The following is a 16,285-nucleotide window of genomic DNA, read 5'->3' as shown; positions in this document are numbered from 1 at the left end:
TATCCGGCCGGGCCCGCGCGTTCTCCCGGTGTGGAGATCCTCGACGCGGTGGTGATCGGAGCCGGGCAGGCCGGGCTGTCGACGGCCTACCACCTGGGCCGCCACGGCATGTCCCACGTGGTGCTCGACGCCGACGGGGGCCCGGGCGGCGCCTGGCAGCATCGCTGGGACTCGTTGACGATGCGCGACGTCCACGGCATCGCCGCACTCCCGGACTCGGCCGCCCCGGGTGGGTCCGAGCGCCGCGCGAGCGACGTGCTGCCGGCGTACTTCGGCGCCTACGAGGCCGCCCACGACATCCCGGTGCTGCGCCCGGTCCGCGTCGACCGGGTCACCGACGACCACGGCCTGCTCGTCACCCACGCCGGCGAGCGCACCTGGACCAGCCGGACCGTGGTCAACGCGACCGGCACCTGGAGCCACCCCTTCGTGCCCCGCTACCCCGGCATGCAGACCTTCGCCGGCGAGCAGCTCCACACCGCCGACTACCCCGGCCCCGAGCACTTCCGCGGCCGCCGCACGGTGGTGGTCGGCGGCGGCGCCTCCGCGGTCCAGCTGCTGGGCGAGATCGCCCTGGTCACCGACACCCTCTGGGTCACCCGGCGCCCCCCGGTCTGGCGCACCGACGACTTCACCCCCGAGGCCGGACGGGCCGCGGTCGCACTGGTCGAGGACCGGGTACGCCGCGGCCTGCCGCCCGCGAGCGTCGTCAGCGTCACCGGCCTGGCCCTGCGCGAGCAGGAGCAGGAGGCCGCCCGGCTCGGCGCGTACGAGCGCCACCCGATGTTCGCCTCGGTCCAGCCCGACGGCGTCCGCTTCGCCGACGGCGCCTTCGAGCCGGCCGAGGTCATCTTGTGGGCGACCGGCTTCCGCCCGGCGGTGACCCACCTCGGGCCGCTGCACCTGCGCAGCGAGCACGGCGGGATCCGGCTGGACGGCACCACCGCGGTCGCGGACCCGCGGGTGCAGCTCGTGGGCTACGGTCCCTCGGCCAGCACCATCGGCGCCAACCGGGCCGGCCGTACCGCGGCGCGAGGCGTGGTGGCCTGGGTCGAGCGCGCGCAGGCTACGGCCTGAGCAGCCGCTCCAGCTCGTCACGACCCGGCAGGTCGTCGGGCTCCACGAGTCGGTCGCTGCGCACGTAGTAGAAGCCGGCCCGGACCTTCTCGAGCGGCACGCCGTGCAGCTCGGCCCAGGCCAGCCGATAGACCGCAAGCTGCAGGGGGTCAGCGTCGTGGCTGCGGCTGGTCTTCCAGTCGACCACCAGGAAGCCACCGCCGGGCTCGTCATAGACGGCATCGATGCGCCCGCGCACCACCTGGCCGTCGAGCACCAGCGCGAACGCCGGCTCGACCACGTGCGGCACCCGGTCGGCGAAGCTGCCCTTCTCGAACAGCTCGACGAGCTCGGCCAGCTCGGCGTCGTCGGCCACGTCGGCGTCGCCGCGCCCCGAGAGCTCGTCGGGGTCCAGCAGCGACTGCTGGCCGAAGCGGGCCTCGACCCACGCGTGGAAGCGGGTGCCGAAGCGGGCGGCGGGCGATGGCTGGCGCGGCATCGGGCGTGCCAGGTCGCGGGCGAAGGCCTCGGGGTCGTCGCGCAGCCTGGCCAGCGCCGTGGCCGACAGGCTGGAGGGCAGCGGCACCGAGACGTCGGCGGCCCGGTCCTGCCGGGCCTCGGTCAGCAGCCGGTCGATCTCGGCGTCCCAGTCGGCGACCTGCGCGGCCTGGACCATGTCCAGGCCCTCGTCGGGCGCGTCGGCCTCGGCGGCTCGCACGCGCGCCGCCGCGTCGAGACGCAGCCGCGCCTCGATGCCGCGGTCGGTCGGCGGCCAGGGCCGGGCCGGGTCGAGCGCGTCGTAGGGGTTGGGATCGCCCTTGACAGGCTTGTCGCGCCAGGTCTCGACCGGCTCGCCCCACGCGGCGAGCTGCTCGCGCACCACGCGCTGGTAGTCCGAGGGGCCGTAGGGCGTGGCCCGCGTGCCCCAGCAGTAGGAGGTCACCGAGAGCAGGTGCGCTGCGCGGGTGAAGGCGACGTAGCCCAGTCGCAGCTCCTCCTCCGCGTCGTGGGCGCGGGTCGCGGCCCGGTAGGCGTCGAGCGCCGCCTTGTCGGAGCCCTGCAGCTGCGGCAGGTCCGCCGCGTCGCCGCGCAGCGGCGCCGGTAGCACCGAGGGCGAGGAGGTCCACAGGGTCCGCGAGCGGTTGGAGGGGAAGCGGGACTCGCACACCCCGACCAGGAAGACCGACGCCCACTCCAGGCCCTTGGCGCGGTGGACGGTCAGCAGCTTGACCGAGTCGGCCTCGCTCGGGGTCGCGATGTCGAGGCCGTTGCCCTGGTCGTCCTCCGCGGTGAGGTAGGCCAGCAGCGCCGGCAGCGTCACGTCGCCGTCCACGGCCTGGAAGTCCGCCACGGCCTTGACGAACAGGTCGAGGTTGTCGCGCCGCGCCGCCGCGGCCGGGCTGACCGCCGAGGCCAGCTCGACGTCGACGCCGGTGGTCTCCAGGATCCGGCGTACGACGTCCAGCAGCGGCTCGCCGACGTGGGTGCGCAGCTGCCGCAGCTCGGCGGCGAGCAGGGCGAAGCGCTCGCGCGCCTCCGGGGAGTACGGCGCCTCGCCCGGGTCGGCGATCGCGTCGTCGAGGGCCGGGATCTCGGCGGGGTCGATGCCGTCGGCGATCTCGACGAGCTGCTCGCCGATCGATGGTGACTCTGCTCGTCGTAAGTGGCGCCCGGCGAGCTCCTGCGCGCGCCGGCTGAGCAGGCGCAGGTCGCGCGGGCCGATGGCCCAGCGCGGCCCGGTGAGCAGCGTGAGCATCGAGGCGTTGGACGTCACGTCGTGCAGCAGGTGCAGGGTCGCCACCACCTCCGCGACCTCGGGCAGGCGCAGCAGTCCGGAGAGCCCGACGATCTCGACGGGGATCGACGCCCGGGTCAGGGCGTCGAAGACGTCCTCGGCGTGCGCGTTGTCGCGGCTGAGCACCCCGATGTCCGACCAGGCGCCGGTGTGGGCGAGTTGCACGGCCGAGACCAGGTGCTCGAGCTCCTCGGCGTGGGTCTCGAAGACGGCGGTCCGGACCGTGCCCCGCTCGGCGCCGGGCTTGGCCAGCAGCGGCTGCACCTGGTCGTAGGCCTCGTAGAGCGGCGCCGCCAGCCGGTTGGCCACCTCGAGGATCCGCTCGTCGGAGCGCCGGCTCACCGTCAGGTGGTACGTCGGACAGGTGCCGGCGGCGGCCGGGAAGGTCTCGGCGAAGTTGAGGATGTTGGACACCGAGGCGCCGCGCCAGCCGTAGATGGCCTGGTTGGGGTCGCCCACGGCGGTGACGGCGTGACCCAGCCCGGTGTCGGGGGTCGGTCCGGAGAAGAGCCGCGAGAGCATCGTCGCCTGGGCCACCGAGGTGTCCTGGTACTCGTCGAGCAGCACCACCTTGAACTTCGCCCGCTCTGCGGCGCCGACGTCGGGCTGGTCCTCGGCGAGCCTGGCGCCGAGCTCGATCTGGTCGGAGAAGTCCATGAGCCCCAGGTCGCGCTTGAGCCGGCGGTAGCCGGCGACCAGCTGGAGGAGCTCGGCGCGGCGGGCGATCGCGGAGATCGCCTTCTCGCACGCCTCGCGGTGCCCCTTGCGGTCCTTGCCGGCCCGCTCCTCGACGATCGCGCGCTCGAAGCCGCGCCGCGCTTCCTCGTCGACGGCGCGCACGTCGGCGGCGCTGCGCAGGTGCTCGCTCATGGCGCCGTCGAGCGCGAGGAGGTTCTGGATGGCGGTGGCCGGGTGGTCGGTGAGGTGGCGCACCTCCCCGGTGAAGCGGTCGACCACCCGCGCGCCCAGCTGGTAGCGCGCGGCGTCGGTGACGACCCGGGTGTCCGGCTCGTGCCCGATGCGTAGGCCGTGCTCGGTGAGCAGGTTGGCGGCGTAGGCGTTGTAGGTCAGGACGGTGGGCTCGATCGGCTCCTCGTCGCCGTCGCGGACCGAGGCGTCCAGTGCGCCCGCCGCCACGAGGGCCTCGCGGATCTTGCGGCGCAGCTCGCTGGCGGCCTTGGTGGTGAACGTGAGGCCCAGGACCTCCTCGGGACGGACCTGGCCGGTCACGACCAGGTAGACGACCCGGGCCGCCATCAGCGTGGTCTTGCCCGAGCCGGCGCCAGCGATGACGACCGCGGGACTCAGCGGCGCGGAGATCGCCGCCCACTGCTGGTCACTGGGTGCGTAGGGCGTCCGCATCACCCGTTGCAGGTCCTCGGGCGTCTCGATGCGCAGTGGCTGCGAGGTCGTCGTCACTGGTCGGTCACCGACCCGGCGCTCTTGATCGGGCAGATCGGCACGAACGAGCAGTCGCGGCAGTGGCTCCCGGCGATCGCCGGGAACCGCTCGGTGCGCAGCAGGTCGGCGGCGCGCACGAGCTCGGAGCGCAGGGCGCCGCGGTAGGGCCCGTCGTCGGCCTGGGCGTCCTGGGTCTGCACCGCGGCCGCCGTCGAGTCGTCGAGGATGCCGAGCTGGACCAGCTCGGCTCCCCCGGCCCGTGCCTCGATGCCCTCGGGGAGCAGGTCCTCGACGGCGCCACGGTCGACGGCGTACTGGTACAGGCCGAGCTGGACGTGCTGCTCGACCGATTTGTCGCTCGGCTTGGCACGCCCGGTCTTGAGGTCGACCACGACCACGGACCCGTCGGAGGCCAGCTCGACCCGGTCGGCGTAGCCGGTGAGCTGCACCTCGACCGGCTCCTCGTCCTCGCCCCCCAGGGTGACGACCGCGGAGAACGGGTGCTCCGTCGCGAGCAGCGTGCGGGTGTTGGCGTGGTGCCACTGCAAGAAGCGCGCCAGCGCCGCGCGCACCCGCTCGTGCTCGCGGGCCTTCGACCAGGGCGTGCGGAAGTCCAGGCGGTCCCACACGTCGTCGACGTGCGACATCAGCGCATCGACGTCGCCGGGCCCCGCGTCGATCTCGCCCGAGGCGACCCGCTCGGCGAGCGCGTGGAGCAGCTGGCCGAGGTTGGCGGACTGGTGGGCGCGGGCGACCCCGCCGGCCTCCCGCTCGAGGAACCATTGGGTCGGGCACACCATCAGCGACTCGAGCACGCTCGCGGAGACCGGGACGGGCAGGTCGGGGTCGCGCACGGGCTCCGGGGACCGCGAGCGCGCGCGGGTGCCCCACCAGGAGCCGGGGTCGGCCTGGGGCACGAGCGGCCGGGGGCCGGCGGTCTCGGCGGAGAGCCGGGCCAGCCGGCGCGCCGCGGCGTCGCGCAGCGGCTCCGGCGTCTCCGGGTCGGCGAGGGTACGGCGCAGCTCGCCGACGAGGCCGCCCATCGAGAGCGGCCGCGCCGGACGCCCCACGACGTGGGCGACGTCGTTGACGCCCAGCTCCTCGAGGAAGCGCGACGGCTGCTCCCCCTCGTCCTCGGGAGACTGGACCGCCGTGACGACCAGTCGCTCGCGGGCGCGGGTGCACGCGACGTAGAACAGGCGGCGCTCCTCGAGCAGCAGCTCGCGGGCGGTCACGGGCGGCACCAGCCCGTCGGTGCCGATGCGGTCGGCCTGGAGGAGCGTCGTGCGCCGGCGCAGGTCGGGCCAGGCGTCCTGCTGGACGTGGGCGACGACCACCAGGCGCCACTCGAGCCCCTTGGCGCGGTGGGCGGTCAGCAGCCGCACTGCGGCACCGCGGGCGCCGCGCTCGGCCAGCGTGTCGGCCGGGATCTGCTGGGCGGTCAGCGTCGCCAGCAGGTCGGCGACGCCGAGGTGGACCCGCTGCTCCTCTGCCCGGGCGACGACCTCGAACAGCGCGCAGATCGAGTCCAGGTCCCGGTGGGCGCGTCGCGCGGCACCGCCGCCGGCCTCCACGGATCGCCGCAACCGCGCCGGCCAGGAGGTCCCGGCCCACAGATGCCACAGCACCTCCTCCGCGGACGCGCCCGCGTCGAGTGTGGCCCGCGCCCCCGCGAGCAGCTCGCCGAGCGCCCGGGCCCGGGTGATCTCGGGTCCGTGCAGCCCGTCGAGGCACGACGGGTCGACGACCGCGCGACGCACCAGGTCGCGCGAGGGCGCCGGCGAGGTGGCGTCCGCGTGGGCCCGCTCCTTGGCGCGGACCCGCAGCGCACGGGCCAGGCGGCGCACGTCGCCGGAGTCGAGGCCGCCGAGCGGGCCCAGCAGCAGCGCCTCGGCGCGGGTGGGGTGGAGGTAGTCGACGTGGTCGGGGTCGTCGTTGTCGAGGTTGACCACGGCCAGCATGGCGTCGAGCAGCGGCAGCACCGCGGGGTCGCGGACCAGGGGCACCTCGTCGCTGGCGACCTCCACGGGCACGCCGGCGGCGCCGAGGGCGCGGCGCAGCGGCGGGATCGAGGTGCGGCCCGAGCGCACCAGGACCGCCATGTCGTCCCAGGCGATGCCGTCCTCGAGGTGGGCGCGCCGCAGCAGATCGGCGAGGTGCTCGGCCTCGGCGCGGTCGGTGTCGAAGGTGCGGACCACGACCTTGCCGTTGCCCAGCCCCGGCGCGTCCGCGAGGGGCTCCAGGAACGCCTGCTTGGCGGTGTCGGGGATCGAGCCCGGCAGTGCCAGCCGGGAGGCGACGCGCTGGGACGCGAGCAGCAGGTGCGGTCCGAAGCGGCGGGTGGTGCGCAGCGCGACGACGTCGGCCGGTCTGCCGTCGGCGTGGGGGAAGGCGGCCGGGAAGTCGAGGATGCCGCGCACCTCGGCGCCCCGGAAGCCGTAGATGGACTGGTGCGGATCGCCCACGACGGTGAGGTCGCGGCCGTCGCCGGCGAGCTGGCGCAGCAGCGCGACCTGGCCGGGGTCGGTGTCCTGGTACTCGTCGACGAAGACGTGCCGGTAGGCCGCGCGCAGCTCGTCGCGGTGCTCGGCCGCCTCGATGGTCGCGCGCCGGATCAGGTCGGAGTAGTCCGTGGCGCCGACGTAGTCGAGGTTGGTGAGGTACTGCTCGAGGAAGAGGCCGGCGGCCACGAGCTCCGGCAGCTCGTGCTCCTCCCCCAGCGCCTGCAGCTCGGCGCCGTCCTTGCCCTTCTCGCGGGCGCGGGAGAGCACCGCGTTGACCTCGCGGGCGAAGCCGCGGGTGCCGAGCGCGCGGTGCAGCGAGTCGGGCCAGGCCACCGACTCGGGGTGGTCGCGGAGCAGCTCGCGGAGCACCACGTCCTGCTCGGGGGCGGAGAGCAGCCGCAGCGGGGCGGCGTAGATCTCGGCCGGCGCGTAGCGGCGCACCAGGCCGTAGGCGAAGGAGTGGAACGTCGCGCACAGGCTGGTCGCCATGGTGCGGCCCAGGCGCGCGGTGACCCGGTCGCGCAGCTGCTCGGCGGCCTTGCGGGAGAACGTCAGAGCCAGGAGCTCGTCGGGGCGGGCGCCGTCCTCGACCCGGCGCACGATCGCCTCGACCAGGGTCGTGGTCTTGCCGGTGCCGGGGCCGGCGAGGACCAGCAGGGGCCCGCCGGGGTGGTCGACCACGCGCTGCTGCTGCTCGTCCAGGCGGGGCACGTCGACGCGCACCTCCGGCCGGACGAGGTGGTAGGTCGGCGCGCTCACGGGACCACCTAACCAGGGGCCACCGACACCGGGTCGGACCGACCTGGCCGGCCGGCGAGGAGCGCGGCGCACCGGCCGCCGCGGGCGAGGAGCCCTCCATGGGTGCCGAGCCCGGCGACGCCGCCGGCGGCGCCGTTCAGACCGCGTCCTCGGCCGGACGCTCGGCCTCGCGGCGGGCCGCCGTGTGCCGGTTCTCCGGGACCGACAGCCCCAGGTTGCCGCGCAGCGTGTCGGCCTCGTACTCGACGCGGAACAGGCCGCGCTCCTGGAGGATCGGGACCACCTCCTGGGTGAAGCGGCGAAACGTCGCGGGGTGGGAGTAGTCGATGTTGAAGCCGTCGGCCGCGCGGGTCTCGAACCACTCCTGCAGCAGGTCGGCCACCGTCGCCGCGGAGCCGACGAACTCACCGGTGGGGCGCCGCCGGCTGGCCAGCACCGTCTCGCGCAGCGTCAGACCCTGCTCCTGGGCCAGCTGGGTGACCTTCTGCGCCTGGGTGAAGAAGCTGCGCTCGGCGTGCTTGAGCGCCTCGGCGGGGAACGGCGCGTCGAGGTCGTGGGCGCGGAAGTCGTACCAGCCGAAGGAGCGCGACATGTCCGAGAGCGAGTGGTCGAAGCCGTGGTCGGTCTCGCGGTAGTGCTGCTCGAGCTCGCGGGCCTCCGCGTCGGTGTCCGCGACCACGGTCGTGATCCCGGGCATGACGACGACGTCCTCGTCGCGCCGGCCGAGGCGTCGCGCCCGGCCCTTGAGGTCCTCGTAGAACGCCTGACCGGCCTGGACGCTGGGAGCGAACGTGAAGATGCCCTCGCCGATGCGCGCTCCCAGGTCACGACCGGCGTCGGAGTCGCCGGCCTGGAACACCACGGGCTGACCCTGCGGCGAGCGGGAGATGTTGAGCGGCCCGGCGACCTTGAAGTACTCCCCCTCGTGGTGCAGCGGGTGCTGCTTGGTCTCGTCCAGGAACACCCCGGACTCCCGGTCGCGCACGAACGCGTCGTCCTCGTAGGAGTCCCACAGGCCGCGCAGCAGGTCGACGTACTCCTGGGCCCGGCCGTAACGAGTGGCGTAGTCGAAGTGCTCCTCGAGCCCGAAGTTGCCGGCGGCGCCGGGGTCGCCGCTGGTCACGACGTTCCACCCGGCGCGGCCGCGGCTGATCAGGTCGAGCGAGGCGAACCGGCGGGCCAGGTTGAACGGGGAGTTGAACGACGTCGTCGCGGTGCCGACCAGGCCGAGGTGCGTGGTGGTCGCGGACAGTGCCGAGAGCAGTGTGAGCGGCTCCAGCCGGTTGAGGTAGTGGGGCGGGGAGCTCGGGGTGATGAACTGGCTGTCGACGATGAAGACCAGGTCGAACCGCGCGTCCTCCGCCTCCCGCGCCACCCGTGCGAACCAGTCGATGTCGACCGAGGCGTCGCCCGGGATCTCCGGGTCGCGCCAGAGCTCGTAGGAGCCGGGGCCACCGACGCCGTAGGGAATGACGCCCAGCTTGATCTTGCGCTCGGTCACGACGGTGCTCCTCGGGTCCGGCCGGGACGATCCCGCCTCATTGTTGGGTAATCATACTGAATCACCACACTTTGACGAGCGCGAGGCCACCCGCCGGTCGCGGCGCGCCGCGACCGGGCTAGCCGAGGTCGACGATCGCGGCGACCGGACCGCCGCCGTCGGGTCCCTGGTGGGCCGCCGACACCGACACGAAGACCGCCGGATCCCCCGTCACCGCGGCGGTGACACCGCCGACCGCGGCCTTGATCTGGCGGTGCCAGTGGACGTCGGAGTCGTCGAGCATCGCGTTGCGACGCCCGCGGACCTGGCCGTCCTGCGAGACCTCGCACTTGAGGAAGACGTTGACCAGCCGGCCGTCGAGGTCCTCGGTGCGGGGGCGCTCGGGCAGGTCGAGGCCGGCGGAGCGGATCGCCTCCCAGATGCCGTCCTGGTCCAGCGCGTCCTTCATCACCGAGTGGCCCACCCGGTAGCGCCCGCCGACGCCGGTCGCGTTGCCGACGACCACCACCTGCGCCTGGTCGAGCTCGACGCCCGACGAGCAGGACGCCACCGCCGAGAACAGGTCGCGGTTGTGCATGACGTCGGCGTCGGTGGGCATGTCGATCTCACCGAGCGCCACCGCGACCCCGAGCGCCGTACCGCCGTTGGAGAGGTCCATCGACTCGTGGGTGTGCTCGGTCCACACCGTCTTGCCGCGCGACTTGGCGTCGCGGATGGTGTGCACCGTCAGCAGGGGGGTCTTGGTCTGGACGTAGTGGACGTCGGCGACGTCGGTGATGCCGGCGCGCTCCATCGCGACCTTCACGGCGTCGGCCACCTTGGTCACCATGGCCACCCGGCCGATGTCCTCGGGCAGCAGGGTCTCGCTCATCGCGAAGCCGACGGTGAGGCGCGGCTCGTCCGTGGGCTCGACGTCCTCGTCGGGGACGGTGGCGAAGATCGTGGCGTGCGGGCTGATGACGCCGTCGGTGCCGCCGGACCACACGATCGGGATCTGCTTGACCTGCTCGGCCGGGGCACCCTTCTCGACGAGCACCTCGCGGAAGGCCCGGTCGCTGATGATGCGGGTGTAGTCGTTGACCCCGCCGTTGCCCTCGGTCTTGCCGATGATCGCGATGACCCGGTCGGCCGCCATGACCCCGTCGTCGATGAGCCTGGCCAGCTCGCTCGCGTCGGCGACGGAGTGGATCGGGACCTTGCGCACTTCGATGGCGGAGGGCATGAGGGTGTCCTTTCGAGACCTGCGCGGGTACGACGACCGTGCCGGACCCACCGTCCACGGCCTTGCCGATGTTGTCCAGGCTCGTGATCACGGCGCGCCGCCCGGTGCGCTCGAGCGAGTGGCGCACGGGTCAGGCGACGGCGCGCGTCAGATCACGAAGTACCGCAGCCACACATAGAGCCACGCGACGCACAGCGACGCGAACGTGACGACGAGGCCGTACTTGGTGAAGCGCCAGAAGCTGATCGGCTCGCCGGCCTTGTGGGCGATGCCGAGCACGACGACGTTGGCGCCGGCCGCGACCGCGGTGGTGTTGCCCCCGAGATCCGCGCCGAGGGCGAAGGCCCACCACAGCGGGTTGCCCGACCCGGGGTTGCCAGAGCCGGCTACCAGGTCCTGCACGATCGGCACCATCGCCGCGGTGTAGGGGATGTTGTCGACGAACCCGCCGACGATGGCGGACCCGAACAGCAGGCTGCTGGCCGCGAGCAGGTCCTGACCACCGAAGGCCGCCGCGGCCTGCTCGCCCAGCTCGCCGATCACGCCGACCTCGACCAGCCCGCCGACGAGGACGAAGAGCGCCATGAAGAACACCAGCGTGCCCCACTCGACCTCCTCGAGGAACTCCTGCGACGAGGTGCGGCTCACCAGCACCATCGCGCCGGCGCCGAGCATCGCGACGACCGACGGATCCAGGTGCAGCACCGTGTGCAGACCGAAGGCGAGCATCACGATGCTCAGCACCACCAGGCACCACGTGAGCCTGCGGCGGTCGGTGATGGCCGCCCCCGGGTCGACCGCCTCCATGGCCGCGGCGGCAAGCTCGCCGACCTCGCCCAGCTGGCGGCGGAACAGCACGCGGCACAGCAGGACCAGCCCGGCGACGAGCAGCACCGTCACGGGCAGGGTGTGCACCAGGAAGTCGTTGAAGGACAGCCCGGCGCGGCTGGCGATGATGATGTTGGGCGGGTCGCCGATCAGCGTGGCGGTGCCGCCGATGTTGGAGGCGAAGACCAGCGAGATCAGGTACGGCGCGGAGGGCAGCCCGAGCCGCCGGCACACCGACAACGTCACCGGCGCGACGAGCAGCACCGTGGTGACGTTGTCCAGCAGCGCGGACGCCGTGGCGGTGACGATGATCAGCAGCGTCAGCAGCCGGGCCGGGCGCCCGCGCGACGCCCTGGCCGACCACAGCGCGAGGTACTCGAACAGCCCCGTCTGCTTGAGGATGCTGACGATCACCATCATCCCGAAGAGCAGGAAGATGACGTTCCAGTCGACGCCGGTCTCGTGGTCGAAGAACGCGCTGTCGGCGTCCACCAGCCCGAGGACGGTCATGGCCGCGACACCCCCCAGCGCGGCGGCGACGCGGTCGATTCTCTCGGTGGCGATGAAGGCGTAGGCCACCAGGAAGATGGCGACCGCGGCGCTGACGATCAAGCGGAGCTCCGTTCGGGGAGGTCGACGTACCAGCCCGCCAGGCGACCGTGGTCGCTGACCGCGCGGAGGCGTCGTTCGATGGCGGGGTGGTCGTCGCGCGCGGCGGCGACCAGGACGTGGTCGCCGACCCGCAGGACGGCGGTGGGACCGGGTGCGGTGATGGTGCCGTCGCGCAGCAGCAGGGAGACCGCCGAGCCCGGCGGCAGCCGCAGCTCGGCGACCTCCACGCCCGCCAGCCGGGAGCCGGGCGGCACCGTGAACTGCAGCAGCGTCGCCCCCAGCTCCTCCAGCGGCGCGGACTCGATCGGGAGGTCACGGGGCTGCTCCCCCGTCGCGGCGCCCAGCCGCCGCGCCACCCAGGGCAGCGTGGGGCCCTGCACGAGCGTGAAGACCACCACCAGCAGGAACACCACGTCGAAGACCCGCTCCGCCGAGGGCAGCCCGACGCTCATCGGGATGGTGGCCAGCACGATCGGCACGGCGCCGCGCAGGCCCGCCCAGCTGATGAACGCCTGGTCGCGCCAGGGCACCCGGAACGGCGTCGCGCAGAGCACCACCGAGAGCGGCCTGGCCACCAGCGTCAGCACCCCGCCGACCAGCAGCGCGTAGGGCAGCGCGTCCCAGAGCCGGGCCGGGCTGGCCAGCAGCCCCAGCAGCACGAACAGCCCGATCTGCGAGAGCCAGGCCAGTCCCTCCACGAAGCTGCCCGTGGCCGTGCGGTGCGGCAGGTCGGCATTGCCCAGCGTCAGCCCGGCGACGTAGATCGCCATGAGCGCGCTGGCTCCTGCGACTCCGGCCACCGCGAAGCCGAGGAAGGCGATGGCAAGGGTGGCGATGGGGTACAGCCCCGAGGCCGGCAAGGCGCTGCGCACGAGCACCCACAGCCCGAGGCGGGCGACGACGTACCCGAGGACCACGCCGAGCACCAGCTGGTAGATGACCTGGCCGAGGATGCCGAGCCCACTCGAGTCGGCCCAGGCGCTCGAGGTGACGACGGTGACCAGGATGATGACCGGCGGGTCGTTGAAGCCGGACTCCGCCTCCACGGTCGCCCGGAGCCGGCCGCGGATCGGCATCGAGCGGAGCACCGCGAACACCGCGGCCGCGTCGGTGGAGGAGGCGACCGCGCCGAGCAGGATGGCCGTACGCAGGTCGACGTCGAGCACGAGGTAGACCAGGCCCGACGTCACCGCGACCGAGATCGCAACCCCGACGGTGGCCAGCACCCCGGCCAGGGGCGCGACGGGTCGCACCACCTTCCAGTCGGTGGTGAAGCCGCCCTCGGCCAGGATCACCGCCAGCGCGGCGGTGCCGAGGATCTGGGTGAGGTCGGCGTCCTCGAACTGCAGGCCGAGGCCGGACTCGCCCAGCATCAGTCCCAGGGCGAGGTACACGAGCAGGCTGGGCAGGCCGGCCCGGGTGGAGATGCGGACGGCGGCCACGGCCGCCAGGAGAACACCCGCCCCCACGAGGAGGGCGAGGTTCAGGTCAGCCGGATCCACGGGCCGCCGTGACGCTCGTAGAGGGCACGAGCAGGACGTCGAGCTCGACGAGCTCCAGGTCGACCACGCGGACTCCGCGTGGACGGGTGACGGCGTCGGCGGCCGCGACCAGGGACGGCCAGGACTGCGTGAGCCCTTCAGCCAGGTCGGCGACCGCACGACGCCGTACCGCCTCGGCGAGCACCCGCTGGGCCGCCACCTCCGCGGAGGCGAGCGGCTCGACGAAGCGCTCGAGAGGGCTCGGCGGCACCAGCGTGACGTGGGCCAGCACGAGCAGGCGTACGTCGCGTCCGTCGGCCGTGTCAGCACGCACGGCCAACGGGAGCTCCTGAGGGGCGACGGGGACGACCTCTGCCCGGTCGACTCCCGGCCACCGCAGGCGCAGCCCAGCCCCGGTGACCCGCGAGACGATCCCCCGCCGGGTCACCACGAGCACGTGCCCTTCGGGCACCCACCGGACCGAGACCGTCGCGAGGAGAGCGAGGAGCGGCACTCCCAGGAGAGCCACCATGGGGACCTGGTACTCATCCACGTGACCCTCCTCGCTCTGCTCGTCGACACCTCCAGTCTCGGCTGCGAGCACGCCGCGGACCATGGGTGCTACCACCCATCTCCACGTGACGGTGGGCGCCCGCGTGGACTCCGTGCGCCGAGTCCGGAAGGGTGAGGGCGTGGCCTGGCAACCGTCGCTCTTCTGGAAGGTGTTCCTCACCAACGGGGTCGTCTTCGCCGTGGGCACCCTCGCGCTGGTCGTCTCGCCCGCCAGCGTCTCGCGGCAGCCGCTGCTCTCCGAGGTGCTGGTGCTCACCGTCGGGCTCGGCCTCATGCTGTTCGCCGACGCGTTGTTCCTGCGCCGCAGCCTGACCCCGGTCGACCGCGTCGTCGCCCAGATGGCGACCGTCGAGCTGCTCAAGCCGGGCCACCGGCTCGCCGAGCCCTCCAGCGGACCCGGCGCCCAGCTGGTGCGCGGCTACAACGCCATGCTCGACCGCCTCGAGGCCGAGCGCAGCGCCAGCAACGCCCAGGCGCTCGCCGCCCAGGAGGCCGAGCGGCACCGGATCGCCCAGGAGCTGCACGACCAGGTCGGGCAGAGCCTCACCGTCGTCCTGCTGGGGCTCAAGCAGGTGCAGGCGCAGGCGCCCCCCGAGCTGGCCGAGGAGCTGGGGCTGGTCCGCGAGAGCGTGCGCGCCGGCCTCGACGACATCCGCCGGGTGGCCCGAGAGCTGCGCCCCGGCGTACTCGAGGACCTCGGGCTGCACAGCGCTCTCGCCGCCCTCGCCTCCGACTTCGCGGCCCACACCGGCACCCACGTACGGCGCACGGTCGCCCGCGGCCTGCCGGCGCTGTCGCCGCAGGCCGAGCTGGTCGTCTACCGGGTCGCCCAGGAGGCACTGACGAATGTGGCCCGCCACGCCCATGCCGGCCAGGTGACGCTGTCGCTGACCCGGCTCGGCGACCGGGTGGTGCTGGAGGTGCGCGACGACGGCCGGGGCACCGACGGCAGCCACCCCGGCACCGGGCTGCTCGGGATGCGGGAGCGGGCCCTGCTCGTCGGGGGCGAGGTCACCGTCACCGGGGGCCCCGGGCTCGGCACGACCGTCCGGCTCGCCGTACCGGTGCCCTCGTGATCAGGATCCTGCTCGTCGACGACCACGCGCTGGTGCGGCGCGGGGTCCGGCTGATCCTGGAGCAGGAGCCGGACCTGACCGTCGTCGGCGAGGCCGGGGACGGCGCCGAGGCGGTCGCCGCGCTGCGCGACCTCGAGGTGGACCTGGTGGTGCTCGACATCGCGATGCCGCGCATGACCGGCCTGCAGGCGGCGCGCGAGATGACCCGTCTCCGCAGGCCGCCCAAGATCCTGATGCTGTCGATGCACGACAACGAGCAGTACTTCTTCGAGTCGCTCAAGGTCGGCGCCAGCGGCTACGTGCTCAAGTCCGCCGCCGACGAGGACCTGGTCGGCGCCGTCCGCGCCGCCACGCGCGGCGAGGCGTTCGTCTACCCCGGCGCGATGGGGGCCCTGGCCCGCGACTACCTCGACCGGCTGCGCCGCGGCGAGAGCGTCCCCGCGACCGTGCTGACCGAGCGCGAGGACGAGGTGCTCAAGCTGATCGCCGAGGGTCAATCGTCCAAGGAGATCGCGCGCGCGCTCACGATCAGCATCAAGACCGTCGAGCGCCACCGCGCCAACATCCTCGCCAAGCTCGGCATGCGCGACCGCACCCAGCTCACCCGCTACGCCATCCGCGCCGGCCTGATCGAGCCCTGACCGCCGGCGCGGCGGGCGGTGACGAGCAGGTACTCCCAGCGCATCAGCCCGTCGCCCTCGTCGAAGCCCCGGGCCAGGGCGGCGAGGTCCTCGTCCAGCGCTGCGGCCCGCGCCTCGTCCAGGCCGCGGTAGACCGCGATGGTGGGGCCGTAGCAGGCCTTGAAGTAGTCGCGGAACGCCTCGGCCGTCGCGAAGCCGTCGACGGTGACCGTGCGCCGTACGGCGGTGAGGTCGACCACCTCGTCGGCGAGCAGGTCGCGTACATGGGCCTCGTCGCCCCAGAGAGGTGGCGGCTGGGCGCCGGGAGGCGGCGCGGGGGCGTACGGCCTCATGGTGGCGAACATCCGCCCGATGAACCCCTCAGGCGTCCAGGCGATCAGCCCGATCCGCGCTCCCGAGCGTGCCACCCGCAGCAGCTCTGCGGCCGCCACCCGGTGGAACGGCGCGAACATCACGCCTACGCAGGACATGACGACGTCGAACGACGCGTCGCCGTACGGCAGCGCCTCGGCGTCGCCGACCTCCCAGGAGAGCAAGACGTCGTCGGCCTCGGCGCGGGCGCGGCCGGCCTCGAGCAGCTCGGGCGTCAGGTCGCTGGCGGTCACGACCGCGCCGGCGAGCGCGGCGGGGACGCTCGCGTTGCCGGAGCCGGCCGCGACGTCGAGGACCCGGTCGCCGGCGGAGACCGCGCAGGCCTCCACCAGGGCCTGGCCCAGGTCGGGGATCACGGTCGCGGCCACGTCGGGGTAGTCGCCGAGGGCCCACAGGGCGCGGTGCTTGGCCTTCAGGTCGGGGGCTGCGGTGTCGGTCATGGGAGCTCCTTCGCTCGGTCGGAC

General features: G+C 73.7%; 11 protein-coding genes. 3 read left to right on the top strand and 8 right to left on the bottom strand.

What is annotated here, in order from left to right; all coding sequences use genetic code 11:
• The first annotated feature begins 30 nt into the window (after positions 1 to 30).
• Positions 31 to 1,077 carry an FAD-dependent oxidoreductase gene (locus LRP67_RS09050; protein WP_231269834.1) on the top strand — a complete coding sequence of 349 codons (1,047 nt, stop codon included), beginning with the start codon at positions 31 to 33 and terminating at the stop codon, positions 1,075 to 1,077.
• On the opposite strand, the gene LRP67_RS09045 is transcribed toward LRP67_RS09050, so the two are convergent.
• The 7 genes from LRP67_RS09045 to LRP67_RS09015 all read right to left on the bottom strand — a co-directional run bounded on the left by LRP67_RS09045 (position 1,067) and on the right by LRP67_RS09015 (position 13,712).
• Complete coding sequence (locus LRP67_RS09045; RefSeq protein ID WP_231269833.1) at positions 1,067 to 4,270, bottom strand: ATP-dependent DNA helicase; 3,204 nt, start codon at positions 4,268 to 4,270, stop codon at positions 1,067 to 1,069. The genes LRP67_RS09050 and LRP67_RS09045 overlap by 11 nt on opposite strands.
• On the bottom strand, positions 4,267 to 7,515 hold the full coding sequence (locus tag LRP67_RS09040; protein WP_231269832.1) for an ATP-dependent DNA helicase: 3,249 nt from the start codon (positions 7,513 to 7,515) through the stop codon (positions 4,267 to 4,269). Before LRP67_RS09040 ends, LRP67_RS09045 begins: the two co-directional genes overlap by 4 nt.
• A gap of 136 nt (positions 7,516 to 7,651) precedes the next feature.
• Positions 7,652 to 9,016, bottom strand: a complete 1,365-nt coding sequence (locus LRP67_RS09035; protein ID WP_231269831.1) for an LLM class flavin-dependent oxidoreductase — start codon at positions 9,014 to 9,016, stop codon at positions 7,652 to 7,654.
• A 118-nt stretch (positions 9,017 to 9,134) separates the two neighbouring features.
• Positions 9,135 to 10,238, bottom strand: a complete 1,104-nt coding sequence (locus tag LRP67_RS09030) for a ring-opening amidohydrolase (RefSeq protein WP_231269830.1) — start codon at positions 10,236 to 10,238, stop codon at positions 9,135 to 9,137.
• Positions 10,239 to 10,385: 147 nt separating this feature from the next.
• Positions 10,386 to 11,678 carry an SLC13 family permease gene (locus tag LRP67_RS09025; RefSeq protein ID WP_231269829.1) on the bottom strand — a complete coding sequence of 431 codons (1,293 nt, stop codon included), beginning with the start codon at positions 11,676 to 11,678 and terminating at the stop codon, positions 10,386 to 10,388.
• Positions 11,675 to 13,180: a potassium/proton antiporter gene (locus tag LRP67_RS09020; RefSeq protein ID WP_231269828.1), complete on the bottom strand. Its 1,506-nt coding sequence runs from the start codon at positions 13,178 to 13,180 to the stop codon at positions 11,675 to 11,677. Before LRP67_RS09020 ends, LRP67_RS09025 begins: the two co-directional genes overlap by 4 nt.
• On the bottom strand, positions 13,167 to 13,712 hold the full coding sequence (locus LRP67_RS09015; RefSeq protein ID WP_231269827.1) for an SPFH domain-containing protein: 546 nt from the start codon (positions 13,710 to 13,712) through the stop codon (positions 13,167 to 13,169). The genes LRP67_RS09020 and LRP67_RS09015 overlap by 14 nt, the downstream gene beginning before the upstream one ends.
• 139 nt (positions 13,713 to 13,851) lie before the next feature.
• On the opposite strand from LRP67_RS09015, the gene LRP67_RS09010 reads away from it, so the two are divergent.
• Positions 13,852 to 14,808 carry a sensor histidine kinase gene (locus LRP67_RS09010; protein WP_231269826.1) on the top strand — a complete coding sequence of 319 codons (957 nt, stop codon included), beginning with the start codon at positions 13,852 to 13,854 and terminating at the stop codon, positions 14,806 to 14,808.
• On the top strand, positions 14,805 to 15,449 hold the full coding sequence (locus tag LRP67_RS09005) for a response regulator transcription factor (RefSeq protein WP_231269825.1): 645 nt from the start codon (positions 14,805 to 14,807) through the stop codon (positions 15,447 to 15,449). The genes LRP67_RS09010 and LRP67_RS09005 overlap by 4 nt, the downstream gene beginning before the upstream one ends.
• Here LRP67_RS09005 and LRP67_RS09000 read toward each other — a convergent pair.
• On the bottom strand, positions 15,416 to 16,261 hold the full coding sequence (locus LRP67_RS09000) for a class I SAM-dependent methyltransferase (protein ID WP_231269824.1): 846 nt from the start codon (positions 16,259 to 16,261) through the stop codon (positions 15,416 to 15,418). The two genes, LRP67_RS09005 and LRP67_RS09000, sit on opposite strands and share 34 nt — an antisense overlap.
• Positions 16,262 to 16,285: the final 24 nt, after the last annotated feature.

Source organism: Nocardioides sp. cx-169, assembly GCF_021083605.1.
In the GTDB taxonomy this organism is placed as follows: Bacteria; Actinomycetota; Actinomycetes; order Propionibacteriales; family Nocardioidaceae; genus Nocardioides.
The sequence above is the reverse complement of the archived record's forward strand: the minus strand, read 5'-3'. Positions and strand labels throughout refer to the sequence as shown.